This is a genomic window from Streptomyces sp. DSM 116795 (assembly GCF_055792905.1).
Genome location: NZ_CM147707.1, coordinates 4,953,394 through 4,976,385 on the forward strand (window position 1 = coordinate 4,953,394; position 22,992 = coordinate 4,976,385).

23 protein-coding genes and 1 pseudogene are annotated in these 22,992 nt (G+C 70.2%); 15 read left to right on the forward strand and 9 right to left on the reverse strand.

Going from position 1 to position 22,992, the window contains the following annotated elements; translation table 11 throughout:
• Positions 1-88 precede the first annotated feature (88 nt).
• A complete protein-coding gene (locus ACSMXX_RS21345; RefSeq protein ID WP_473180305.1) occupies positions 89-1,417 on the reverse strand; it encodes a nicotinate phosphoribosyltransferase in 1,329 nt (442 codons plus the stop codon).
• A gap of 126 nt (positions 1,418-1,543) precedes the next feature.
• On the opposite strand from ACSMXX_RS21345, the gene clpS reads away from it, so the two are divergent.
• The 7 genes from clpS to ACSMXX_RS21380 all read left to right on the forward strand — a co-directional run bounded on the left by clpS (position 1,544) and on the right by ACSMXX_RS21380 (position 6,449).
• Positions 1,544-1,855, forward strand: coding sequence for an ATP-dependent Clp protease adapter ClpS (gene clpS / locus ACSMXX_RS21350; protein WP_070031194.1), 312 nt, complete (start codon positions 1,544-1,546; stop codon positions 1,853-1,855).
• Positions 1,855-2,475: a DUF2017 domain-containing protein gene (locus tag ACSMXX_RS21355; RefSeq protein WP_473180306.1), complete on the forward strand. Its 621-nt coding sequence runs from the start codon at positions 1,855-1,857 to the stop codon at positions 2,473-2,475. The genes clpS and ACSMXX_RS21355 overlap by 1 nt, the downstream gene beginning before the upstream one ends.
• 302 nt (positions 2,476-2,777) lie before the next feature.
• The gene (locus tag ACSMXX_RS21360; protein ID WP_473180307.1) at positions 2,778-4,265 is read left to right on the forward strand and encodes an amino acid permease; all 1,488 of its coding nucleotides are present in this window, start codon (positions 2,778-2,780) and stop codon (positions 4,263-4,265) included.
• A gap of 113 nt (positions 4,266-4,378) precedes the next feature.
• Entirely contained in the window at positions 4,379-4,813 is a 435-nt protein-coding gene (locus tag ACSMXX_RS21365; RefSeq protein WP_473180308.1) for a M67 family metallopeptidase, read from the forward strand.
• Positions 4,814-4,958: 145 nt separating this feature from the next.
• Positions 4,959-5,090 (forward strand): putative leader peptide, encoded by a 132-nt coding sequence (locus ACSMXX_RS21370; protein ID WP_473180309.1) that lies wholly within the window; start codon positions 4,959-4,961, stop codon positions 5,088-5,090.
• A gap of 106 nt (positions 5,091-5,196) precedes the next feature.
• Positions 5,197-5,499: a MoaD/ThiS family protein gene (locus tag ACSMXX_RS21375; RefSeq protein WP_473180310.1), complete on the forward strand. Its 303-nt coding sequence runs from the start codon at positions 5,197-5,199 to the stop codon at positions 5,497-5,499.
• A complete protein-coding gene (locus tag ACSMXX_RS21380; RefSeq protein ID WP_473180311.1) occupies positions 5,499-6,449 on the forward strand; it encodes a PLP-dependent cysteine synthase family protein in 951 nt (316 codons plus the stop codon). The genes ACSMXX_RS21375 and ACSMXX_RS21380 overlap by 1 nt, the downstream gene beginning before the upstream one ends.
• 104 nt (positions 6,450-6,553) lie before the next feature.
• Here ACSMXX_RS21380 and ACSMXX_RS21385 read toward each other — a convergent pair whose 3' ends face one another.
• Entirely contained in the window at positions 6,554-7,012 is a 459-nt protein-coding gene (locus tag ACSMXX_RS21385; RefSeq protein ID WP_473180312.1) for a type II toxin-antitoxin system PemK/MazF family toxin, read from the reverse strand.
• A gap of 176 nt (positions 7,013-7,188) precedes the next feature.
• On the opposite strand from ACSMXX_RS21385, the gene ACSMXX_RS21390 reads away from it, so the two are divergent.
• Positions 7,189-7,950, forward strand: coding sequence for an MBL fold metallo-hydrolase (locus tag ACSMXX_RS21390; protein WP_473180313.1), 762 nt, complete (start codon positions 7,189-7,191; stop codon positions 7,948-7,950).
• A 441-nt stretch (positions 7,951-8,391) separates the two neighbouring features.
• Here ACSMXX_RS21390 and ACSMXX_RS21395 read toward each other — a convergent pair.
• A pseudogene (locus ACSMXX_RS21395) lies at positions 8,392-9,642 on the reverse strand (PTS transporter subunit EIIC); the annotation flags it as partial.
• Between the two features lie 313 nt (positions 9,643-9,955).
• On the opposite strand from ACSMXX_RS21395, the gene ACSMXX_RS21400 reads away from it, so the two are divergent.
• The 3 genes from ACSMXX_RS21400 (at position 9,956) to ACSMXX_RS21410 (ending at position 11,565) form a co-directional block, all read left to right on the forward strand.
• Complete coding sequence (locus ACSMXX_RS21400) at positions 9,956-10,189, forward strand: PTS sugar transporter subunit IIB (RefSeq protein WP_070013603.1); 234 nt, start codon at positions 9,956-9,958, stop codon at positions 10,187-10,189.
• A gap of 79 nt (positions 10,190-10,268) precedes the next feature.
• Complete coding sequence (gene rph, locus ACSMXX_RS21405; protein ID WP_473180314.1) at positions 10,269-10,994, forward strand: ribonuclease PH; 726 nt, start codon at positions 10,269-10,271, stop codon at positions 10,992-10,994.
• A gap of 193 nt (positions 10,995-11,187) precedes the next feature.
• On the forward strand, positions 11,188-11,565 hold the full coding sequence (locus ACSMXX_RS21410; RefSeq protein ID WP_473180315.1) for a hypothetical protein: 378 nt from the start codon (positions 11,188-11,190) through the stop codon (positions 11,563-11,565).
• A gap of 93 nt (positions 11,566-11,658) precedes the next feature.
• On the opposite strand, the gene ACSMXX_RS21415 is transcribed toward ACSMXX_RS21410, so the two are convergent.
• Entirely contained in the window at positions 11,659-13,233 is a 1,575-nt protein-coding gene (locus ACSMXX_RS21415) for a DUF445 domain-containing protein (RefSeq protein ID WP_473180316.1), read from the reverse strand.
• 226 nt (positions 13,234-13,459) lie between these two features.
• Between ACSMXX_RS21415 and ACSMXX_RS21420 the strand changes: the two genes are divergently transcribed.
• Positions 13,460-14,758 carry an SGNH/GDSL hydrolase family protein gene (locus ACSMXX_RS21420; RefSeq protein WP_473184895.1) on the forward strand — a complete coding sequence of 433 codons (1,299 nt, stop codon included), beginning with the start codon at positions 13,460-13,462 and terminating at the stop codon, positions 14,756-14,758.
• A gap of 368 nt (positions 14,759-15,126) precedes the next feature.
• Here ACSMXX_RS21420 and ACSMXX_RS21425 read toward each other — a convergent pair whose 3' ends face one another.
• The 3 genes from ACSMXX_RS21425 to ACSMXX_RS21435 form a co-directional block, all read right to left on the reverse strand.
• Positions 15,127-16,086: an ABC transporter ATP-binding protein gene (locus tag ACSMXX_RS21425; protein WP_473180317.1), complete on the reverse strand. Its 960-nt coding sequence runs from the start codon at positions 16,084-16,086 to the stop codon at positions 15,127-15,129.
• A 145-nt stretch (positions 16,087-16,231) separates the two neighbouring features.
• Complete coding sequence (locus ACSMXX_RS21430; protein WP_473184896.1) at positions 16,232-16,996, reverse strand: ABC transporter permease; 765 nt, start codon at positions 16,994-16,996, stop codon at positions 16,232-16,234.
• A gap of 70 nt (positions 16,997-17,066) precedes the next feature.
• The gene (locus ACSMXX_RS21435; RefSeq protein WP_473180318.1) at positions 17,067-17,876 is read right to left on the reverse strand and encodes an ABC transporter permease; all 810 of its coding nucleotides are present in this window, start codon (positions 17,874-17,876) and stop codon (positions 17,067-17,069) included.
• A 223-nt stretch (positions 17,877-18,099) separates the two neighbouring features.
• Between ACSMXX_RS21435 and ACSMXX_RS21440 the strand changes: the two genes are divergently transcribed.
• The gene (locus tag ACSMXX_RS21440; RefSeq protein ID WP_473180319.1) at positions 18,100-20,445 is read left to right on the forward strand and encodes a transglycosylase domain-containing protein; all 2,346 of its coding nucleotides are present in this window, start codon (positions 18,100-18,102) and stop codon (positions 20,443-20,445) included.
• A gap of 83 nt (positions 20,446-20,528) precedes the next feature.
• On the opposite strand, the gene ACSMXX_RS21445 is transcribed toward ACSMXX_RS21440, so the two are convergent.
• On the reverse strand, positions 20,529-20,861 hold the full coding sequence (locus ACSMXX_RS21445; RefSeq protein WP_473184897.1) for a GroES family chaperonin: 333 nt from the start codon (positions 20,859-20,861) through the stop codon (positions 20,529-20,531).
• An 85-nt stretch (positions 20,862-20,946) separates the two neighbouring features.
• The gene (locus ACSMXX_RS21450; RefSeq protein ID WP_473184898.1) at positions 20,947-21,270 is read right to left on the reverse strand and encodes a DUF3618 domain-containing protein; all 324 of its coding nucleotides are present in this window, start codon (positions 21,268-21,270) and stop codon (positions 20,947-20,949) included.
• A gap of 419 nt (positions 21,271-21,689) precedes the next feature.
• Here ACSMXX_RS21450 and bcp point away from each other — a divergent pair, with 419 nt between their 5' ends.
• Positions 21,690-22,169 (forward strand): thioredoxin-dependent thiol peroxidase, encoded by a 480-nt coding sequence (gene bcp, locus ACSMXX_RS21455; protein WP_473180320.1) that lies wholly within the window; start codon positions 21,690-21,692, stop codon positions 22,167-22,169.
• Positions 22,170-22,362: 193 nt separating this feature from the next.
• The gene (locus ACSMXX_RS21460; RefSeq protein WP_473180321.1) at positions 22,363-22,947 is read left to right on the forward strand and encodes an HNH endonuclease; all 585 of its coding nucleotides are present in this window, start codon (positions 22,363-22,365) and stop codon (positions 22,945-22,947) included.
• Positions 22,948-22,992: the final 45 nt, after the last annotated feature.

Below are 22,992 nucleotides of genomic sequence, written 5' to 3' on the forward strand. Positions count from 1 at the left end.
TCGGGGGGGGTGGGGGGATGACGGTGAAGGGCGGTCGGCACGACCCTAGGGAATCAGCCGCCGTCGTGGGAGGTCCCACGCACAGCTGTCACACGTACTCCGTCGGCAACACCGGTTCGCCGCGTGAGAGTTGCATCGCCGACATCGGCAGTTCGGCGAGCGCCCGCCTGTGCCGGTCCCGTGCCGCGTCCAGCGGCTCGCGTGCGACGGTCTCGCCGCCGCGTACGAGCTGGACCTGGAGCTGATGCTCCCGCAGCTCAGCGGGCACCGTTCCGGTGCCGACGACCTCGGCCGCCGCGACGCCGTCCTCGTCGGGGCGGCGCGCCGCCCATTTCGCGCCGCCGGCCGAGGACTTGCCGCCCATCGACTTCTTCGCCACGGCGTGCAGCGGTGCCTCCGCTCCGGCGGAGGAGGCGCGCGCGACGAGCTTGTAGACCATCGCGCAGGTGGGGTGGCCGCTGCCGGTGACGAGCTGGGTGCCGACCCCGTACGCGTCGACCGGTGCCGCCGCGAGCGATGCGATGGCGTACTCGTCGAGGTCGCTCGTGACGACGATCCGCGTGCCGGTCGCGCCCAGTTCGTCCAGCTGGTGGCGGACCCGGTGGGCGAGCAGCAGCAGATCGCCGGAGTCGATGCGCACCGCGCCCAGTTCGGGCCCGGCGATCTCGACCGCGCTCCGCACGGCCTCGGCGACGTCATAGGTGTCGACGAGCAGGGTCGTACCGCTTCCGAGTGAGTCCACCTGGGCGGTGAAGGCGTCGCGCTCGCTGTCGTGCAGCAGCGTGAAGGAGTGCGCGCTGGTCCCGACGGTGGGGATGTCGTAGCGGAAGCCGGCCGCGAGATCCGAGGTGGAGGCGAAACCCCCGAGGTAGGCGGCGCGCGACGCCGCCACGGCGGACAGTTCGTGGGTGCGCCGGGCGCCCATCTCCATCAGGGGACGCCCGCCCGCGGCGACGGCCATGCGGGAGGCGGCCGCGGCGACTGCCGAGTCGTGGTTGAGGATCGAGAGGATGACGGTCTCCAGCAGTACGCACTCCGCGAAGCTGCCTTCCACGCGCATCACGGGCGAGCCGGGGAAGTAGACCTCGCCCTCGGGATAGCCGAGGATGTCGCCGCCGAAGCGGTAGCCGGAGAGCCATTCGAGGGTGGGCTCGTCGACTATGTGCTGCTCGCGCAGGTACTGAAGCACCTGGTCGTCGAAGCGGAAGTTCTCCACCGCGTCCAGTACGCGGCCGGTGCCGCCGACGACCCCGTAGCGCCGGCCCTCGGGCAGCCGCCGCGCGAACACCTCGAAGGCGCACCGGCGTTCGGCGGTACCGGCGCGCAGCGCGGCCTGGAGCATGGTGAGTTCGTACTGATCGGTGAAGAGCGCCGTCGACGGCACGGCCACCGGCAGTCCCCTGTCGGCCACGGTCACTTGAACTCCTTGCTTCGGCGAGCCCCGTTGAGCAGGGGCGGTGCGGGTCCGAGGGTACAACAGATTTCGTCAGTGTGACGATATCGGCTGTGGCCGTTTGGCCACCCGACACCTCTGAGTGGCAGCATGGGACCCGTGAGTGTTGCCCCGACCGAGATCGAACGCCCCGAATCCGCCGAGGCGCCCGTCGAGGTGCCCGAACCCGACGTGCCGTGGGCGACGATCGTGCACAACGACCCGGTCAACCTCATGAGCTATGTGACCTACGTCTTCCAGAGCTACTTCGGCTATCCGAAGGACAAGGCGAAGAAGCTGATGATGGACGTCCACCACAAGGGCCGGGCTGTCGTGTCCACCGGCAGCCGCGAAGAGATGGAGCGCGACGTGCAGGCGATGCACGGCTACGGACTCTGGGCCACCCTGCAGCAGGACCGCTGATGGCCGGCCACTTCGAAGCCACCGGCGACGGAGGCGCGGCCATCGCCCTGGACGAGGTCGAGATCTCGATCCTGCGGAGCCTCAGCGTCCAGCTGCTGGAGCTCATCGGCCCGGGCGACGAGCCGGCCGACGGGGAGGACCCGCTGACCGCCATCCTCACCGACGGCCCGAGCGAGCCGCCCGACGATCCTGCCCTGGCGCGGCTGTTCCCCGACGCCTACGGCAGCGGTCCGGACACTCCGCCCGACGAGGAGGACGCGGCGGAGCGCCGCGCCTCCGCCGAGTTCCGGCGCTTCACGGAGAACGAACTGCGCGCCCGCAAGCGCGAGGACGGGCTCGCGATCGTCCGCGCGCTGGACTCCCTGACCCCCGACCCTTCGAACGGCGGCGACGGCACAGCGGGCGCGGTGCTCACGCTCAAGCCCGAGGAGTCCAAGCAGTGGCTCGGTGCGCTGAACGACCTGCGGCTGGCCATCGGCACGCGCCTCGAGGTCACGGACGACGACGACAGCAGCGAGCTGTACTCCCTGCCCGACGAGGATCCGCGCAAGCCCATGGTGATGGCCTATCTCTGGCTGGGCGGGCTGCAGGAGACCCTCGTCGAGACGCTGCTTCCGTAGGGGGCGACCGGCGGCGACCCGTCGTTCCTTACCGGGTGCGCCCCCCTGTGCTGCCGGTGCGCCCCGGCCGCCGTTCCGGTCCCTGCGCACCGCCCGTACGCGGGCGCTGTCCTGCCGTCCCGCCGTCCCCTGAACGGATGGCATCCGCCCGCCCGGCACTTCCGTGCCCCGGCCGCCGCATCCGCGCCGACATGATGACTGCTCTGCCCTGAAACAGGCTGAACGTCCATGACGTTCTGAACATCCGTCATGTCCCGGTGCGCATACCAATCGCTCGCGCCGGCACGGAGAAAGGCGCACCCATGGCCTCCGAGCAGGTCGACGACCGCGGCGCTCCGCGCGGCGGCATCACGGAAACACCGCCCGGCGCCCCCGTGGCCCCTCCCGAGGAGGGCTACCGGCGCGGCCTCGGCAGCCGCCAGATCCAGATGATCGCCATCGGCGGTGCGATCGGCACCGGCCTCTTCCTCGGCGCGGGCAAGGCCATCACCAAGGCCGGGCCGAGCCTGATCCTCGCCTACGCCGTGGCGGGCGTCGTCATCTACTTCATCATGCGGGCGCTGGGCGAACTGCTCATGTACCGCCCGGTCTCCGGCTCCTTCTCCGAGTACGCGCGCGAGTTCCTCGGGCCGTTCTTCGGCTTCGCCACCGGCTGGACGTACTGGCTCTTCTGGGTCGTCACCGGCATCACCGAGGTCACCGCGGCAGCCACGTACGTGCAGTACTGGTGGCCCGCCGTCCCGCAGTGGGTCTCCGCGCTCGTCTTCACGCTCGTCCTCTACTGCGCGAACCTGATCTCGGTGAAGATCTTCGGCGAGCTGGAGTTCTGGTTCTCGATGATCAAGGTCACCGCGATCATCGGCATGATCCTCATCGGCGTCGGCGTGATCACGCTCGGCTTCTCCGACGCCGGCGCCACCGCGTCCGTGAGCCTGCTCTGGGCGGACGGCGGCTTCTTCCCCGAGGGAGTCGGCGGGACGCTGATGACGCTGCAGATCGTGATGTTCTCCTTCCTCGCCGTCGAACTCGTCGGCGTGACCGCGGGGGAGTCGGTGAACCCGAGGAAGACGCTGCCGCGCGCCGTCAACACCGTCCCGTGGCGCATCGCGCTGTTCTACATCGGCGCCCTCACCGTGATCCTCTCCGTGGTGTCCTGGACGGCGTTCGAGCCCGGCACGAGCCCGTTCGTGGCTGCCTTCGGGAAGATCGGCCTGCCGGCGGGAGCGGCGATCGTCAACTTCGTCGTGCTCACCGCCGCCCTCTCGTCCTGCAACTCCGGCATGTACTCCACGGGCCGGATGCTGCGCGACCTGGCGCTGAACAGGCAGGGGCCGAAGCCGTTCACCAGGCTCACGGGCAACGGCCTTCCGCTGCTGGGTACGAGCGTCTCGGCCGCGTTCATGACGGTGGGCGTCTGGATCAACTACGAGTGGCCGTCGAAGGCGTTCGACTACGTCGTCTCCTTCGCCACCATCTCGGGCATGTGGGCCTGGGTCATGATCCTGGCGGCGCACATCCGCTACCGCCGTGCCGCCGACCGCGGGCGGCTGCCGAAGTCGTCGTTCCCGGCGCCGCTGGCCCCGTACGCGAGCTGGGTCTCGCTGGCGTTCATCGGCGCGGTGGTCGTGCTGATGGGCTTCGACACCGACTCCCGCGTATCGCTCTACGGGGCGCCGGCCTGGGCGGCCGGCCTCGCCGTGGCCTACTTCGTGCTCAAGGCGCGCCATCCCGACACCTTCCGGCGCGACCGCGGCGGGGCCGGGGCCACGGAGGAGACCGGCGGCCGGTGACCGGCGGGCTGTGACCCACGGGAAGGGCCCTGGTCCGACGCCCCCGTGGGGGTACCTCCCGGGCCCGGAGGGCCCAGGGGGAGGGCCGGGGCCGCCCGCATATCCTTCCCGTCATGCTGACCATCACCCAGGAGCTGCACGACAAGATCGTCGCCCACGCCCGCAAGGACCACCCGGACGAGGCGTGCGGCGTCATCGCCGGCCCCGCTGGTCAGGGCCGCCCGGAGCGCTTCATCCCGATGCTGAACGCGGCGCGTTCGCCGACGTTCTACGAGTTCGAGTCGGCCGATCTGCTGCGTCTCTACCGTGAGATGGACGACAGGGACGAGGAGCCGGTCGTCATCTACCACTCGCACACCGCGACCGAGGCGTATCCCTCGCGCACCGACATCAGCTACGCCAACGAACCCGGCGCGCACTACGTGCTCGTCTCCACCGCCGAGTGCGGCAACGACGAAGGTCCCTTCTCCTTCCGGTCGTTCCGCATCGTGGACGGCGAGGTCACCGAGGAGGACGTCGAGATCGTGGACCAGGACGGGTCCGCCTGATTCCCCCAGGACGGTTCGCAGCCCCGGCGCCCGACGGTGACGCATTCCCACAGGCCGGGCCGGGTGCGATGGCATATGAGACGGTACGGTCCACATCCTGGGACTCCCGTCCGGTCACCGCACCGGGAATCGTTACGATGAGCCCATGGTTGTCCACGACGTGAGTGCTTCTCCGAAGTCCCGGGGCGCGCTGCTCGTCGGCCGCCTGCACGTCGATCTGTGCCGTCTCGCCAGCGCGCTGGGCGCCCCTGAGCGCCGCGCGTACGCCCGCGCCTGACGCAGCCGCCGGGCCGGCCCCTCGTCCGCCCGTACGCGCGAGGAGAAGGCGCCCTCGCCCCCGCCCGCACACACCGTCCTGCCCGTCTCCGACCACAGGAGCTTCCATGGCCATCGAGGTCCGCATCCCGACCATCCTCCGCACCTACACCGGCGGCGAGAAGGCCGTCTCGGGGGAGGGCGGCACGCTCAAGGAGCTCTTCGACGACCTGGAGAGCCGCCACGCCGGCATCCAGGACCGCCTCGTCGACGGCGGTGAGCTGCGCCGCTTCGTGAACGTCTACCTCAACGACGAGGACGTCCGCTTCCTCGACGGCATCAGCACGAAGCTCAGCGACGGCGACAGCGTCACGATCCTCCCGGCCGTCGCGGGCGGCGCCGGCACCCACGCACGCGCGGGCACGCGCTGATGCGCTACGACTCCCCGCTCACCGCGGTCGGCGACACCCCGCTGGTACGGCTCCCGCGCCTCTCGCCGTCCGAGGACGTGCGCATCTGGGCGAAGCTGGAGGACCGCAACCCGACGGGCTCCGTCAAGGACCGCCCGGCCCTGTACATGATCGAACAGGCCGAGAAGGAAGGCCGGTTGACCCCCGGCTGCACCATCCTGGAGCCGACCTCCGGCAACACCGGCATCTCGCTCGCCATGGCGGCACGGCTCAAGGGCTACCGCATCGTGTGCGTCATGCCGGAGAACACCAGTGAGGAACGGCGCCAGTTGCTCGCCATGTGGGGGGCCGAGATCATCTCCTCACCGGCGGCCGGCGGTTCGAACACAGCCGTACGCGTCGCCAAGGAGCTCTCCGGGCAGAACCCGGACTGGGTGATGCTCTACCAGTACGGCAATCCCGCCAACTCCGCCGCGCACTACGCCTCCACCGGCCCCGAGATCCTCGCCGACCTGCCGTCCGTGACCCACTTCGTGGCGGGCCTGGGCACCACCGGCACGCTGATGGGCGCCGGGCGCTTCCTGCGCGAACAGCGCCCCGGCGTCCAGATCATCGCCGCCGAACCGCGCTACGACGACCTGGTCTACGGTCTGCGCAACCTGGACGAGGGCTTCGTGCCCGAGCTGTACGACGAGTCCGTTCTCACTAGCCGCTTCTCCGTCGGCTCCGAGGACGCCGTGCGCCGCACCCGCGAACTCCTCGCCGAGGAGGGCATCTTCGCGGGCGTCTCGTCGGGCGCGGCGCTGCACGCCGCGGCCGGGGTCGCACGCAAGGCCCAACGGGCGGACGAGAGCGCCGACATCGTCTTCGTCGTCGCCGACGGCGGCTGGAAGTACCTCTCCACCGGCATCTACACGGCGGAGTCCACCGAGGCCGCGGTCGAGGCCCTCCAGGGCCAGCTCTGGGCCTGAGGGACTGAGGGCCCAAGGTCCTGAGACCGCAGAGTCAGAGCCGGACGTACCTCAACCCGGAACCGCACAGGGCCGATACGGGCACAGTGCCGGTGTGTGCGGCGTCACTCGTCGCCGGAGAGATGACGCACCTGCACCCAGGTGTCCTGGTCCACCTCGCCGGCCCGCTTGCGGAATTCGCTCAGGGCCACGTCCCACGCCTCGTCCGTACAGAGCGCGGTCACGCGGCCCGGTGCGTCCGCGACCGTCCCCGGGGGCAGCGCCAGCTTCGCCCCGGACGACTCCGGCAGGCGGTACTCGCCCTCGCGGTACGGACGTTCCGCGCTGATCCGTGCGACGCGGGCACTGTCGATGCGTACCGCGAGCACGAGGACCATCAGCGGCTCACGCGTCCACCAGATCTCCCCGGGGCGCGGGCCCCTGTCGGGCAGCGGTACATTCCGCCGGTCACCGCCGCGGAGCCGGAAGAAGGGTCGGCCCAGCCGCGCACCCCCGTCGACAAGCGCCGCCACAAGTGACAGCGCCACGACGGCACCCAGCGCCAGCCACCACCAAGTGTCCACGTCCGCTTCGCCTCCCGGACCTCCGTACGGCTGCGCGCGGCAGCACCGCACAGATTGCCGACCGTACCCCCCGCGCTGGTGATTCCGCCCACACCAGCACGCTCTTGAGTCCAAACGCGGCACCCAGCGGCTTACGCTCGAAAAACCCCACAGCCGCCAACGGAGGTTCCCCCTTCATGAAGCTCACCGTCGTCGGCTGCTCCGGGTCGTTCCCATCGGCGGAGTCGGCCTGTTCGAGCTATCTGGTCGAGGCCGACGGATACCGGCTGCTCCTCGACATGGGCAATGGCGCACTCGGCGAGCTCCAGCGCTACAGCGGCCTCTACGACCTGGACGCGGTCGCGCTCAGCCACCTCCACCCCGATCACTGCATCGACATGTGCGGTTACTTCGTGGCGCGTTACTACCGTCACGAGGGCGGACGCTGCGAGCCGATCCCCGTCTACGGTCCGCGCGGCACCGAGCGGCGGCTCACCGTCGCGTACGGGGACACCCCGTCCGACTCGGCCATGAGCGAGGTCTTCGACTTCCGCGCCCTCACCGCGGGCGGCGCCTTCGAGCTGGGCCCCTTCAGCGTCCGTACGGAAGAGGTCTCGCATCCCGTGGAGTCCTATGCGTTCCGGGTGACGCACCGCGAAAGCGGCAAGGCTCTCGTCTACTCGGGTGACACGGGGACGTGCGGAGCGCTCGCCGAGCTCGCCCGCGGCGCAGGCCTCTTCCTGTGTGAGGCGTCCTTCACGGACGGCAAGGAAGACATCCCCGGCCTGCATCTCAACGGCCGCGAGGCGGGGGAGTGCGCCCAGGACGCGGGCGTGGAGCGGCTGGTCCTCACGCACGTACCGCCGTGGACCGACGCGAAGGTCAATCTGCGGGACGCGAAGGACGTCTTCGAGGGCCCGGTGGAGCTGGCCAGGCCGGGCGCCGTCTACGAGCTCTAGCGGCCCGGAGCTGCGAAGCCGGAGCGGGCAGGGCCCCCGGCATCGCCTCACCTTCTCCGCACGGCACAGCGCCCGCAGCCGGCGGGCAGCGGACGCTGTGGTCTTCGGGCCGGCAGGCCTTCGTTGCCGGTTGCCGGCCCCTGGTAGCCGTGTGCGGGGCGGGGCCGTCGGGGTTCAGAGCCGGGCTCGTCTCCTGTCCTGGTCGTCGTCCCCGTCGTCTCCGTCGTCTCCGTCGTCCCTGCCGTTCCCGGGGCTGCCCGCCGGCTGCGGGCTGCTCCCCGGCCGTGCACCGGTCGGCTCGGGGCTGTGGGTGTTCCGCGCGGCCTTCTCCACGGAGTCGGGCCGTTCCTGCTTGTCCATGGCCTTGTCGCTGACGGTGTCCGCGACGGCGACACCGACGACGGGGACACCGTCGCCGATCTGGCCCTGGTTCACCGGCCGCTCCCGCTCCCGCTCCTCCTCGTCCTGCTCCGGGGCCTCACGGCCCGGTGTGGGCAGGTCGAATTTGATGATCGCGAAGCGGAAGACCGTGTAGTAGATCACGGCGAAGACGAGGCCGACGAGCATCAGTCCCCACGGGTTCGTGGCGATGCCAAGGTTCAGCACGAAGTCGATCGCCCCGGCCGAGAAGCCGAAGCCGTCCTTCATGCCCAGGGCCCACACCAGGGCCATCGAGACGCCCGTCAGCACGGCGTGGATCGCGTACAGAACGGGCGCGATGAACATGAAGGTGAACTCGATGGGCTCCGTCACGCCCGTGATGAAGGCGGTGAGCGCGAGGGAGATCATCAGCCCGCCGACGACCTTGCGCCGCTCGGGCCGTGCGCAGTGATACATCGCGAGACAGGCCGCGGGCAGCGCGAACATCATGATCGGGAAGAAGCCGGTCATGAACTGCCCCGCGCTGGGGTCGCCCGCCAGGAAGCGTGCGATGTCGCCGTGCTGCCCCTTGTACGAGCCGGCCTGGAACCACGGGAAGGAGTTGAGCAGGTGGTGCATGCCGATCGGGATCAGCGCCCGGTTGGCGACACCGTAGACACCCGCGCCCGCCGCTCCGGACCCGACGAGCCACGCGCCGAAGTCGTGCAGCCCGGTGCCCAGAACGGGCCAGATGTAGCCGAAGATCACGCCGATGATCAGCCCGGCGAAGGCCGAGAGGATCGGCACGAGGCGGCGTCCGCCGAAGAAGCCCAGCCAGTCGGGCAGCTTCTTGCGGTAGTAACGCTGGTAGAGCAGGGCGACGACGATGCCGATGACGACGCCGCCGAGCACACCGGCGTCCACCGGCGGGGCGGCCGTGCCGACCTTGCCGTCGATCACCTTCTCGACCGGGGGCAGGTTCCCGTCCTTGAAGGCGCCGAGCACGTTCTTGAAGACCAGATAGCCGACGACGGCCGCCAGAGCCGTCGATCCGTCCGACTTGCGGGCGAATCCCACTGCGATGCCGACGGCGAACAGCAGCGGCATGTTGTCGATGAGCGCGCCGCCGCCCTTGGCGAGGAACTCGGCGATGCGGTTGAGGGAGTCCGGGAAGCCCGGCCGGCCGAGCATGTCGGGCTGGCCGAGCCGGACCATCAGTGCCGCGGCGGGAAGGGTGGCGATCGGGAGCATGAGGCTGCGGCCGATGCGCTGGGCGACAGCCATCGCACCCGAGCCCCGGCCCGTTTTCCGGGCCTCGGTAGCCGTGGTCATCAACTTCCTCCAGTGGTCTGCGGGAGGTCGGACCGTACGGAGCAGACCCCGTTAATGGTGTAGACCTCTTGTAGCACGAGTGCAGCAGCGCGGAAAGCGCAGCTTGCTCCGGTAAGGGCGCATATGTACCCGGCGGCATGGGGAGTCTCTCCATCTGTCTGCGCCGGGCGGGCCCACCACGGCGACGGGAGTCCCCCACGGCCCGGTCCGGGGAGGCGAGGGCCGCCGGTTGACCCATACTGGTGTAGACCTCGTCCCGCCGAGTGCGTCGGTGCGCGGCAGGTGAGGCGGCGCGGGAGATCAGGAGTGAGACATGGACAGCAAGGCAGAAAAGATCGTCGCGGGGCTCGGCGGGCTCGACAACATCTCCGAGATCGAAGGCTGCATCACCCGGCTCCGCACCGAGGTCGCGGATCCCGCCCTCGTCGACGAGGCCGCTCTGCGTGCCGCGGGCGCGCACGGCGTCGTGAAGATGGGGTCGGCCATACAGATCGTCATCGGCACCGACGCCGACCCGATCGCGGGGGAGATCGAGGACATGATGTGACGCCCGCAAGGCGTCCCCGGAGGCGTGAACGGCCCTTGCGCTGAAAGGGCGTTCACCCTTCAGGCACTAGGCTCGCACCATGACTCGTATCGACGGCCGTACGGCTGACCAGTTGCGTCCCATCACCATCGACCGCGGCTGGAGCAAGCACGCCGAGGGATCCGTTCTGATCTGCTTCGGCGACACCCGGGTGCTGTGCACCGCCAGCGTCACCGAAGGGGTGCCGCGCTGGCGCAAGGGAAGCGGCGAAGGCTGGGTCACCGCCGAGTACGCGATGCTGCCGCGGTCCACCAACACCCGCGGCGACCGCGAGTCGGTACGGGGCAGGATCGGCGGCCGTACACACGAGATCTCCCGCCTGATCGGGCGCTCCCTGCGGGCCGTTGTGGACTACAAGGCGCTCGGGGAGAACACGGTCGTGCTCGACTGCGACGTCCTCCAGGCCGACGGCGGCACCCGCACCGCGGCGATCACGGGCGCATACGTCGCGCTGGCCGACGCCGTCGGCTGGGCGCAGGAGAAGAAGCTCATCAAGAGCAAGGCGCAGCCGCTGACCGGCACGGTCGCGGCGGTCAGCGTCGGCATCGTCGGCGACGTGCCGCTGCTGGACCTGTGTTACGAGGAGGACGTGCGGGCCGAGACCGACATGAACGTGGTCTGTACCGGCACCGGGCGCTTCGTCGAGGTCCAGGGCACCGCCGAGGGCGAGCCGTTCTCGCGGGAGAAGCTCGACGAGCTCCTGGACCTGTCGGTGGCGGGCTGCGCGCAGCTCGACGGCGCGCAGCGGCAGGCGCTCGGCGGCTGAGCGGAGCGCGGACGCGCGGGCCCGCGCACAGCGGAACGCGCAGTGCCCAGGCACGGGGGTGAACGTGCAGCGCACCGCGGGCAGTTGGAGCCGTGGAACTTTGCGTGCGCTTTACGCGTCAATAGAGGTACGGGCCGCGCGGGTCATACCGTGCGGCCCGTCCACCGACACAAGGAAAGAAGAAGAGGTTCCCGTGCGTCGTTCCCTCGTGCTCGCCGTCCTCGGCACCACCGCACTCGCAGGTACCGTACTGACGGGCTGCAGCGCGGTGGACAAGGCGGTCAGCTGCGCCAGCACCGCCGTGACCGTCGCCGAAGCGGCCGACGATCTTCAGAAGGCCGTCTCCGGCGCCTCCGAGGACCCGGCGCAGGCGCAGGAGTCGATAGACCGCATCGAGAAGAACCTGAAGAAGATAGACGAGAGCACGGGCGACTCCGACGTCGACAAGGCCGTGGACCACATGAACACCGCCGTCGACGACGCGAGCAAGGCCGTCGACGAGGGCCGCGAGCCGGATGTCCGTCCCGTGGGCAAGGCGGCGGACGAACTCTCCAAGGTCTGCACGGGCTGACGCCCTCGGGACGTCGTCCGTCGTCCGTACGTCTTCCGGCTTTCCGGAACGGGCGGGGCTGCCGGCCCCGCCCGTTCGGCTGCCGGGGGCCGCTCAGCCGGCGACCAGGTTCACCAGCGCATAGATCACAAGTCCCGCCAGTGAGCCGACGACTGTGCCGTTGAGGCGGATGAACTGCAGGTCCCGGCCGATGTGCGCCTCGATCTTCTTCGACGTGTGCTCGGCGTCCCAGCCCGCGACGGTCTCCGTGATGAGCGACGTGATCTCGTCCCGGTACGTGGTGACGACGTAGACGGCGGCATCCTCGATCCAGCCGTCGATCTTGCCCCGCAGCCGCCCGTCCGACGCCATCCGCTGCCCCAGCGACAGCAGCGACGCCCTTGCCCGTACGCGCAGTTCGCTGCGCTCGTCCTCCGCCGCGGCGACGATCATCGAACGCACCGAGTTCCAGGACGAGGAGATCAGGTCCTGCACCTCACCGCGGCCGAGCACATCGCTCTTGAGCCGCTCCACGCGCGCCCGCGTCTGCGGATCCGACCGCAGGTCCGCCGCGAAGTCCGTCAGGAAACGGTCGATCGCGCCGCGCGCCGGGTGCTCCGGCATGTCCCGCATCTCCGTCACGAAGCGCAGCAACTCCCGGTAGACGCGGTCGCCGACGCGACGGTCGACGAAGCGGGGCGTCCACCCGGGCGCACCGCCGGTGACGGCCTCCATCACCGAGTCGCTGTGCGCCTCCAGCCACTGCGCCGCCCGCGCGCACACCAGATCCACCACGCGCCGGTGGCCCTGGTCCGCGACGACCCGCTCCAGCATCGAACCGAGACCGGGCGCGATCTCCTGCGCGTCCGCGCGGCGCGTGATGGCCTCGCCCACCACGGCCTGCACATCGGAGTCGCGCAGTACGGCGAGCGCGCCCCGCAGCGCCGTGGACAGTTCCGAGGTGACGCGGTCCGCGTGCTCCGGCTCCGCCAGCCACGCACCGAGGCGGCCGGCGATGCCCACGGCCTGCAGCCGGGAGCGTACGACCGCACTGGAGAGGAAGTTCTCGCCGACGAACTCCCCCAGAGTATGCCCGAGTTGGTCCTTCTTGGTGGGAATGATGGCGGTATGCGGGATGGGCAGCCGCAGCGGATGCCGGAACAGCGCCGTCACCGCGAACCAGTCCGCCAGCGCGCCCACCATTCCGGCCTCGGCGGCGGCCGCGACGTAGCCGCTCCATGTGCCCGCGCCCTCGTGCTGCGCCCACTTGGCCAGTACGAAGACCGTCGCCATCAGCAGCAGGGCGCCCGTCGCGATGGTCTTCATCCGGCGGACGCCGCGGCTGCGTTCCTCGTCGGCGGCGGTGAAGGTGCCGAGGGGGCCGGGGTTGGGGGGCCGCCGGCGGCCGCCGGCCCCGCCGGTGCCGGTGCCCGCGGCGGGAGCCCCAGGGGCGCTGCCAGCGTCCGTACCGGTGTCCGCGTCCGTACCGGTGTCCGCGTGCCTGCCGGTGCGCGCTCTCGCACCGGCGCCCGCGCTCGTGCCTTCGCGTGTGCTCTTGCCTGAAGTCCCGGTGCCGGTACGGCCGTTCGGGCCCTGGGGCTCGGACCGTGCCGCCGCCTTGCCGTCTGTGATTGCTCTCACTCCGCCGGGCTTTCCGGCAGCGACCTCGCCCGCTTTTCCCTGATCCATCCACTCCACCGTTCGGCCAGTCCCCCCTACAGTGTCCCAAGGTGCCTGACGGGTGGAACGAAGCCCGCACATTCGGCGTCTGTCATTGCGGGCGGCCAGAGGGCCGCCCCCGGCCTGGCCGCCCCGGAACAAGGCCTCGCCGCGATCGTGGGATCATTTCACCGCGAACACTCGGAGCCTCGGGCTCCGCCTTGCCCGAGGAGATACACCGAGCGTGACCAGAAACATGGGTTATGCCTTGCTGGCCGGTCTGGCGGCGATCGTCGTGCTTGTGTCGACAGCCGTCTTCATCGGCGTCGGCAGCGACGACGGCGGTCTGGACGGCATCACGCAGGGGACCCGTGACAACGCGGCGCCCGCCTCCTCGGGCAACTGGGTCGGCACCTGGTCGGCACCGGCCGTGGCCGCCGAGCCCAACACCCGCGACGGCTACCCGAAGATGTCGATACGGAACATCGTCCACACCTCCGTGGGCGGATCCGGAGCCCGTATCACCCTCTCCAACCTCTACGGCACCAAGCCCCTCACCATCTCGCACGCGACCCTTGCCCTCGCGGCGGCGCCCAGCAACCCGACCGCCGCGACCGGCACCATGCGCCGGCTGACCTTCGGCAACTCCCGTACGGTGACCATTCCCCCGGGACGCAAGGCCACCAGCGACTCCGTGCGGCTCAACGTCCCGCACGCCGCGGACCTCCTCGTCACCACCTACTCCCCGAAGCCGTCCGGGCCCGTGACGTACCACCCCTACGCGCGTCAGACCAGTTACGTGGCGGAGGGCGACAAGGCGGACGAGACCTCGGGCACTGCCTTCACGCAACAGAGCCCGTACTGGCGCTACCTGACCGCAGTGGACGTGTGGAGCAACCAGACGCAAGGCGCCGTCGCCGTACTCGGCGACTCCATCACCGACGGCATCTCCTCCAGCCCCGGCGCCAATCGGCGCTGGACCGACTTCCTCGCCGAACGTCTGCGCACCGAACGCAGCGCGCCCCGCTACAGCGTGCTCAACGGCGGCATCAGCGGTAACCGCGTCCTGGTCGACGGCCCCCGCTACTCGCCCAACAACGGCCCCAGCGGCCTCACTCGCATGCAGCGCGACGTGCTCTCCCGCTCCGGTGTGAAGGCCGTCGTCATCGAGATGGGCCTCAACGACATCATCAAGTCACCCCGACAGCGCGACCCCGGCAGAATCGTCGAAGGTCTGCGGCAGCTCGTGGATTACGCGCACGCGCGCGGTCTGCGAGTCATCGGCGGCACGCTCACACCGTTCGGCGGACACCGCGGCTACGAGCGGCGGCTGGACGCGGTCCGCCAGCAGGTCAACGAGGAGATCCGTGCGGGCAAGGTCTTCGACGAGGTCGTCGATTTCGACGCCGCGCTGCGCGACCCTGCCGACCCCAACCGGCTGCGGCCCGCGTACGACTCCGGCGACCACCTGCACCCCAGCGACAACGGCTACCGCGCGATGGCCGAAGCGCTCGATCTGAAGGTGCTGAAGGGGTCTTCGCCGGCCAATACGTAGGCCTTGCCGGCCGGGCGGTGGCCTTGCCGGCCGGGCGCGGGTTGTGCCGTTGCCGTTGCCGTTGCCGTCGCGGTCGTTCACCGCGGGTCGCGGGTCGCGGGTCGCGGGTCGCGGGTCGCGGGTACGCCGGGCACCGGCGAGGGTGCTGCGGCCGCCGCTTCGCGGCGGTCGTCTCCCACCCGCCCACCCGTTCTGGTTGCCTGTCCGGGCCACCGGGCCACCGGGCCACCGGGCCACCGGGCCGCCGGGCCGCCGGGCCGCCGGGCCGGCGGCGGGGCGCGCGGCGCAGACGCGCCGCGTGGGGAGCCCGGGCGCTGCGCCCGCACCGGAGCGGCGGGAGGCACGGGGGTGCGAAGCGCCCCCTTCGGTCAACTCGCGCCGTACATGCGGGCCACCACGTCCTCGATGTCGGGTTCCCGCACGGACAGGTCCACCAGCGGGTAGCCGTCCGCGATCTGCGAGACGAGCGGGGCGGCGCTCGCGGTCGCCGGGAACGCCAGCCACTGGCGCGGGCCCTCCGTGCGGACGGTGCGCGCCCCCGCGATCCCCTCGATCGGGGGGAGTTCGCGTTCGAGATCCACCACCAGCGTCCGCTCGCTCTCGCCCACCTCGTGCAGCCCCGCGAGCGCCCCGTCGTACATCAGCCGCCCGTGGTCGATGACCATCACCCGCTTGCACAGCTGCTCGATGTCGGTGAGATCGTGCGTCGTCAGCAGCACGGTCGTGCCTTCGTCCGAGTTGAGACCGCTCAGGAAGTCGCGCACCGTCGCCTTGCTGATGACGTCCAGGCCGATCGTCGGCTCGTCCAGATACAGCACGTCCGGGTCGTGCAGCAGTGCCGCGGTGATGTCGCCGCGCATCCGCTGCCCCAACGACAGCTGCCGCACGGGGACTTCGAGCAGGTCACCGAGGTCCAGCAGCTCCACGCAGCGTTCCAGGTTCGCGCGGAAGCGTGCTTCGGGGATGCGGTACATGCGGCGTACGAGGGCGTAGGAGTCGCGCAGCGGCAGGTCCCACCACAGCGTCGTGCGCTGGCCGAAGACGACGCCGATGCGGCGCGCCAGTCTGGTGCGTTCACGGGACGGATCGATACCGGCGACGCGCAGCCGTCCGCCGCTGGGCGTCAGGATGCCGGTGAGCATCTTGATCGTGGTCGACTTGCCCGCGCCGTTCGGGCCGATGTAGCCGACCATCTCGCCGCGCGGGACCGTGAAGGAGATCCCGTCCACGGCACGCACCTCCCGGCGCTCGCGCCGCAGCCTTCCCGTCTTGCGGCGCACTTGGAAGACCTTCTCCAGGCTCTCCAGCACGATGAAGTCGTCGGTCATCTCCCGCCGTTCCCCTCCGGATCGTCCGTCCTGCCCGTCGCGTCCTGCCCTTCACGTCACGCGCGCCGCGCACGTTCCGCCCGCTGTCACGCGCGCCGCACCCCCCCCCTGCCCGCCAGCCCGCGCCACGTCCCGCGGCCGTCGTTCAGCTGCCTGTGCTCCGGTACGCCCGCAGCCCCGACCGCCACGCCAGACCGGCCAGCGCACAGCACGCCGCGGCCACCGCCGGGCCCGCGAAGTCGACCCAGCCCGGCAGCCGCAGCGGATCGTCCCGGCCCAGCAGCCGCAGCGCGGGCAGCCAGTTGACGAAAGCGAGCGGGACCACGAACGTCACCCCCCGCACCAGGTCCTTCGCGAACACCGTCGGCGGGAACTCGAGCAGCGTCGCGCCCCCGTAGGTGAAGGAGTTCTGCACCTCGGCGGCGTCCTGCGCCACGAACTGGAACGCGCCGCCCAGTACGAAGACCGCGCCGAAGATCGCCGCACCGCTCAGCAGCGTCATCACCAGCAGCAGCGGCGTCCACGGCCCGCCCTCCAGCCGGACACCGCTCAGCGCCCAGCCCAGCACCAGCACGCTCTGCCCGATCCGCCCCAGGCGCCGCAGAGCGAAGCGGTCCGCGGCGACCTGCGCCAGGGCCGGGACCGGCCGCACCAGCATGGTGTCCATCGTCCCGTCGCGTACGCGGGTGCCGATCCGGTCGAAGGAGCCCAGCAGCAGGTCGGCGATGCCCAGGGACGTCGCGGACAGGCCGTAGAGCAAGGCCACCTCGTGGAACGAGAACCCGGCGAGGACGTCCACGTGGGAGAACATGATCATGATGGCGACGAAGTCGAGCGCCGACGTCGCGAAGCTGCCAATGACCATCATCGCGAACGACGCCCTGTAGACCATGGTCGAGCGCACCCACATCGCCGCGATGAAGCAGTACGCGCGTACTCCCCATGACAGCCGGGCCAGCGGCCCCTCGGCAGCGGTCGCCTCACCCACCCTGGACCACCACCTTCCGCGTCGCCAGCGACTGAAGCGCCCTGCCCGCCGCCAGCAGCACCACCGCCCACACCGCCTGGAAGCCGAAGGCCGCCAGCACCCCCGCCCCCTCGTACTCCCCGAGCAGCACGTCCGCCGGGACCTGCATGGTCGCCGCCCACGGCAGCAGACGCACCACCTCGCCGAAGGCGCCCGGGAAGACGGTCAGCGGGAGCAGCATCCCCGAGAAGAACATGCTCAGCAGGGTGCTCAGCATGTTCAGCCCGTTGCCGTCCAGCAGCCAGAACGCACTCAGCGCGAACAGATAGCGCAGCGCGAAGCCCGTGACGATGCCGAGCGTGACCGAGATCAGGAACGCCGCCCACGCCAACGGTGAGACGGGCAGGGCGAGTTCGAAGAAGAATGCGCCGAAGGCCACCGGAGCGATCCCGCGGCCCAGCAGATGGAAGGCGGCGCGGCCAAGATCCGCCGCCAGCCACCACAGTTGAAGATCGGCGGGCCGGTAGAGATCGACGGCCACGTCACCCGTACGTATCCGCTCCTGCAGCTCCTCCTGGAAGCCGCCGCCGATCAGCGCTGCGGCCGCGAGCATCGCCTGGCCCGTCCACACGAAGGTCAGCGCCTGTGACTCGTCGTAACCGCCCAGATGCGGCCGCTCGCTCCACAGCGCCGTGAAGGTGCAGGCGAGGATGAAGCCGAAGACCGTGTTGGTGAACACTCCCGCGGCGGTGGCGACACGGTACGTGGCGTAGCGGCGGAAGCTGCCCGCCGCCACGGCGAAATAGACGCCTCGCAGGGGCATCCTTTTGAAGCCTTTCTCCGTCTATCCCAGTAGCGCTTCTTTGTAGCTTTCTCACGATTGGGAAACGAGGGAGCCTAGCCCACCGGGGAAGCGGGCAGCCAACGATTATTCGCGTGCACGGCCACAGGTCCGTGGCACGTACAGTGACGGGGCCGCGCTCGCGTACGACCGACCCCGGTGAGCAGGACGATCGAGCCAGGCGCGCTGACGATTGTTGGGCGTTATGACCGTGTCGCCCGGATTCGGACGAGGGGTCCCAGGAGAGATGAGCGACGAGCCGAAAGCCACGGGGAAGGCCGGCGGGAGCAGGACCGGGCTCCGCCGGCTGATCCCCACCTGGCGGTGGGTGCTGGGCGGATCGATGATCGTGCTCGTCCTCGGCTGCGGCGTACTCGTCGCCGGCTATCTCCTCGTGAGCATCCCCCCGGCGAACGCGTCCGCCGCCGCCCAGACCAACGTCTACCTCTACTCCGACGGCTCCCAGATCGCCCGCGACGGCGAGGTCAACAGGGAGAACATCACCCTCGCCCAGGTCCCCAAGAGCGTGCAGGAGGCCGTACTGGCGGCGGAGGACCGCGAGTTCTACCAGGAATCGGCCATCGACCCCAAGGCGATGCTCCGCGCCGGCTGGAACATGGTCACCGGCGGCGGGAAACAGTCCGGCTCCACGATCACGCAGCAGTACGTGAAGAACTATTACCTCAGCCAGGACCAGACCCTCACCCGCAAGGCCAAGGAATTCTTCATCGCGCTGAAGCTGGACAACGAGGTCAGCAAGAGCGACATCCTCGAGGGATACCTCAACACCAGCTACTTCGGCCGCAACGCCTACGGCATACAGGCCGCCGCCCAGGCCTACTACGGCAAGGACGTCGACGAGATCAGCCCCTCCGAGGGCGCCTACCTCGCCGCCCTCGTCAACTCGCCCAACGCCTACGACACCGAGGCACACCCCGAGAACCGCCAACGCGCTGTGGCGCGCTGGCACTACGTACTCGACGGAATGGTCAAGAAGGGCTGGATCGCCCGCTCCGAGCGCGACGGCATGAAGTTCCCCGAGCCGGACCGCGCCAAGCCCGCCACCGGAATGTCCGGCCAGCGCGGCTACCTCGTCGAAGCCGTCAAGAACTACCTGATCAGCAACGAGATCATCGACGAGCGCCGGCTGGCCGCCGGAGGCTTCCGCATCACCACGACGCTCGAACCGAAGCGGCAGAAGGCCATGCGCGAAGCCGTCGACGACCGGCTGATGTCCAAGCTCGACAAGGACCGCAAAGTCGACAAGTACGTGCGCGCGGGCGGCACTTCGGTCGACCCGAAGACCGGGAAGATCGTCGCCATGTACGGCGGCATCGACTACACCAAGCAGTACGTGAACAACGCCACCCGCCGCGACTACCAGGTCGGCTCCACCTTCAAGCCGTTCATCTTCACCTCCGCACTCACGAACGACGCCAAGACGCAGGACGGCCGCAGCATCACCGCGAGCACCGTCTACGACGGCACCAACAAGCGGGAAGTCGTCAGCGACGGCAACGGCACCGACTACGCCCCGGAGAACGAGGACAAGAAGTCCTACGGCCAGATCCCCGTCTCCCAGGCCATGAACAAGTCCGTCAACTCCGTCTTCGCGCAGATGGGCGTCGACGTCGGCCCAAAGAAGGTCAAGCAGACCGCCATCGACCTCGGCCTCCCCGAGAAGACCCCCAACATGCCCGAGGACGGCTCCATCGCCCTCGGCGTCGCCACCGCCTCCACCACCGACATGGCCGAGGCCTACGCCACACTCGCCAACCACGGCAAACGCGGCCACTACAGCCTCGTAGAGAAGGCCACACACGGCGGCGAAGTCATCGAACTGCCCGACCGCGACGTCTCCGAAGAGGTCGAACGCAGCGCCGCCGACTCCACAACAGCCGTACTGCGCAAGGTCGTTCAAGGCGGCACCGGCACCGCGGCACAGAGCGCCGGGCGGCCCGCCGCGGGCAAGACCGGCACCGCGGAGGAGGACAAGGCAGCCTGGTTCGCCGGATACACCCCCGAACTCGCCACTGTCATCAGCGTGATGGGGCAGAACTCGGAGACCGGCGTGCAGAAGCCCCTCTACGGAGCCGCCGGAGTGGAACGCGTCAACGGCGGCGGCTTCCCCGCCGAGATCTGGGGCGACTACACGAAGGCAGCGCTCGAAGGAGAGCCCGTACGCGACTTCGACCTGGAGACCGACGGCGACGCCGAAATCCCCGGCACCCGGCCGCCGGGCAGCGACACCCCCAGCGCACCGCCCACCGACGGCGACACCGGCACCTCGGAACCCCCGACCACCGGGCCGACGACACCGCCCACCGACCCCGGCACACCCAGCATTCCGCCCACCGGGCCGCCCACGGACCCGGGGACGCCGCCGACGGGAGGCGAGATCGGCGGCGACACGGGCGGACCCGGCGGCCCCGGCGGGGAGTCGGGCGGCGACGTCGAAGGCAACAATGGGTGGTCGGGCGGCAACACGACCGGCCAGCCGGCCTCCGCCGCCCGCATGACGGGACAGCGCGAAGTGGATACCGGCGGCTGACGTGCATACCGCGCGGCGCGGTCAACCGACGTACAGGTGAAGCGCGTTGACGACTGGGCGGACCGTCTCTCAGAGGCCCGAAGTCACAGATAGAGCCCCGTCGAGTCGTCCGAACCCTGCAGCCGCTCCGAGGCCACCGCGTGCAGATCGCGCTCCCGCATCAGCACGTACGCCACGCCCCGCACCTCGACCTCCGCCCGGTCCTCCGGATCGAAGAGCACACGGTCACCCGGCTCGACCGTACGGACGTTCTGCCCGACGGCCACCACCTCCGCCCACGCCAGCCTGCGCCCCACCGCCGCCGTCGCGGGAATCACGATCCCGCCCGAGGAACGCCGCTCGCCCTCCTCGATGTCCGTACGGACCAGCACACGGTCGTGCAGCATCCGGATCGGCAGCTTGTCATGGTGCGCCATGCCCGAGCCCGCGCCGGCTTCCGCGCCGGGGGCCGCACGACCGGTAGAGGTTTCGGAACTCACGGCTAGACCGTATATCAGCGCATCAGCGGCGATGACGCCGCGCCGAGAGCGCGAACAGCCCGCCCACGACGGCCACGGCGACGACGGCAACCGGGATCACCCGCTCCAGGCGGGGCGAGCCCTTCTCGTCGACGAACTGCGAGCGCACATCCGCCACGGCGCGGTTGGCCGCTACGTACGCGCGGCCCACGGTCCGGTCGACGGCCGCGGCCGCTTTCGCCTTCGCGTCCCCCGCCATCGTCCTGGGGTGCACACGCACCGCGATCTCATCGAGCGTCGCGGCGAGTTCGCGCCGCCTGCTGATGATGTCCGCCTCGATGTCCGCGGGAGTCCTGGCTTCCGGCACCGCGCCGCCTCCGTCGATCGATCCGTCGCTCATACGTCGTTACGTCACACGCCGTGTCACGTCACACGCCGTGTCACGTCACGCCGTGATAGGTCACACGCCGCTCTGCGTCTTTCACCCGGCGCCCCGGCCGAGCACGGCCCGGCCCGCTCCGGCCGGCCTCTCTCTGGACCTGACGGCCCGGGAGGGAGGCACGCTCACGCGTGTCCTTCCGCGTTCCCCGAACCGGCAAGGCCGAACTCGCCCCGCACGGACCGGCACCGGCGGACCGCCCGGGCGCTGCAAGCATGCAGCAACCAGGCGGCAGCCCGCCGTACAGTCTGTCAGCTCCCTCCGGCCGCCGCCCCCGCGGCACCCCCGGTGCGGACCCCTGCGGCTACTCTCGGACGGACGACAGCGACACCGAGGAGCGAGCACAGATGAGTGAGCGACTGCAGCCCGGCGACACCGCCCCCGACTTCTCCCTTCCGGACGCGGACGGCAAGCAGGTCTCGCTCGCCGGCTACAACGGCCGCAAGGTCATCGTGTACTTCTACCCCGCAGCGATGACGCCCGGCTGCACCAAGCAGGCCTGCGACTTCACCGACAACCTCGATCTCCTCGCCGCCGCCGGCTACGACGTCGTCGGCGTCTCGCCCGACAAGCCGGAGAAGCTCGCCAAGTTCCGCGACAAGGAGAACCTCCGGGTGACGCTCGTCGGCGATCCGTCCAAGGAGGTCATGCAGACGTACGGCGCCTTCGGCGAGAAGAAGCTGTACGGGAAGACCGTCACCGGCGTGATCCGCTCCACCGTGATCGTCGGCGCCGACGGCAAGGTCGAGCACGCCCTGTACAACGTCAAGGCCACGGGCCACGTGGCCAAGCTGATCAAGGACCTCGATCTGCCCCAGGAGTCCTGACCGACCCCGGCCCCGGCCGCTGCCCCGGGCCCTGCCCGGTCGGCGTAACCCCCGCCGGTTCCGTTCGTTGATCTGTACGAGCCCGCAACGGATGTCCGGGCGGAGCTCGGCGGGGAACGGGCGGGGTACGGCGACACGGGGGCAGGGCACGGTGGGGGAGAAGTACACGAGAGAGCAGCTGGCGGAGGCCGTCATGGCTTCGGAGACCTTTCCGGAAGTCATGCGCAGGCTCGGCAGGGAGCCAACCAAGGGGAGGCGGGGGTACCTGCGGAAGCTCCTCAAGCGGTGGAACATCGACAGCGACCACCTGCGGTCCGCGGGTGTGCGCCATACAGAACAGAGGCTGCGCGAAGCCGCGGCCGTCTCCCGGAGCGTCGCTGATGTGGTACGCCGCCTGGGGCTCAACCCCGTGGGCGGCAATCAGGCGCACATCGGCCGACGACTCGTCGAACTGGGCGTCGAAACCTCGCACTTCACTTCAAGGAACGAACCTGGAAACGTTCGTTCCAGCACCCCGTTGCTGTCTCTGGGCAGAGCGGAGCATGGACGGATTTCCGGGGAGCGTTTGCGCCGCGCGCTGTTCCGGGTGGGTGTGTCGGAGCGCTGCGCGGAGTGCTGGACGGGCCCGGTGTGGCAAGGCAAGCCGTTGCGGCTCGAAGTGGATCACGTCAACGGCTGCTGGTGGGACAATCGCAAGGACAACCTCCGGCTGCTGTGCCCGAACTGTCATGCCATCACCGACACTTACCGGGGCCGCAAGCGCCGGTCGGCCACGTGAGGGGTGTCGGGCAGTGACAGGACCCGGCTACACACGGCAGCGCCT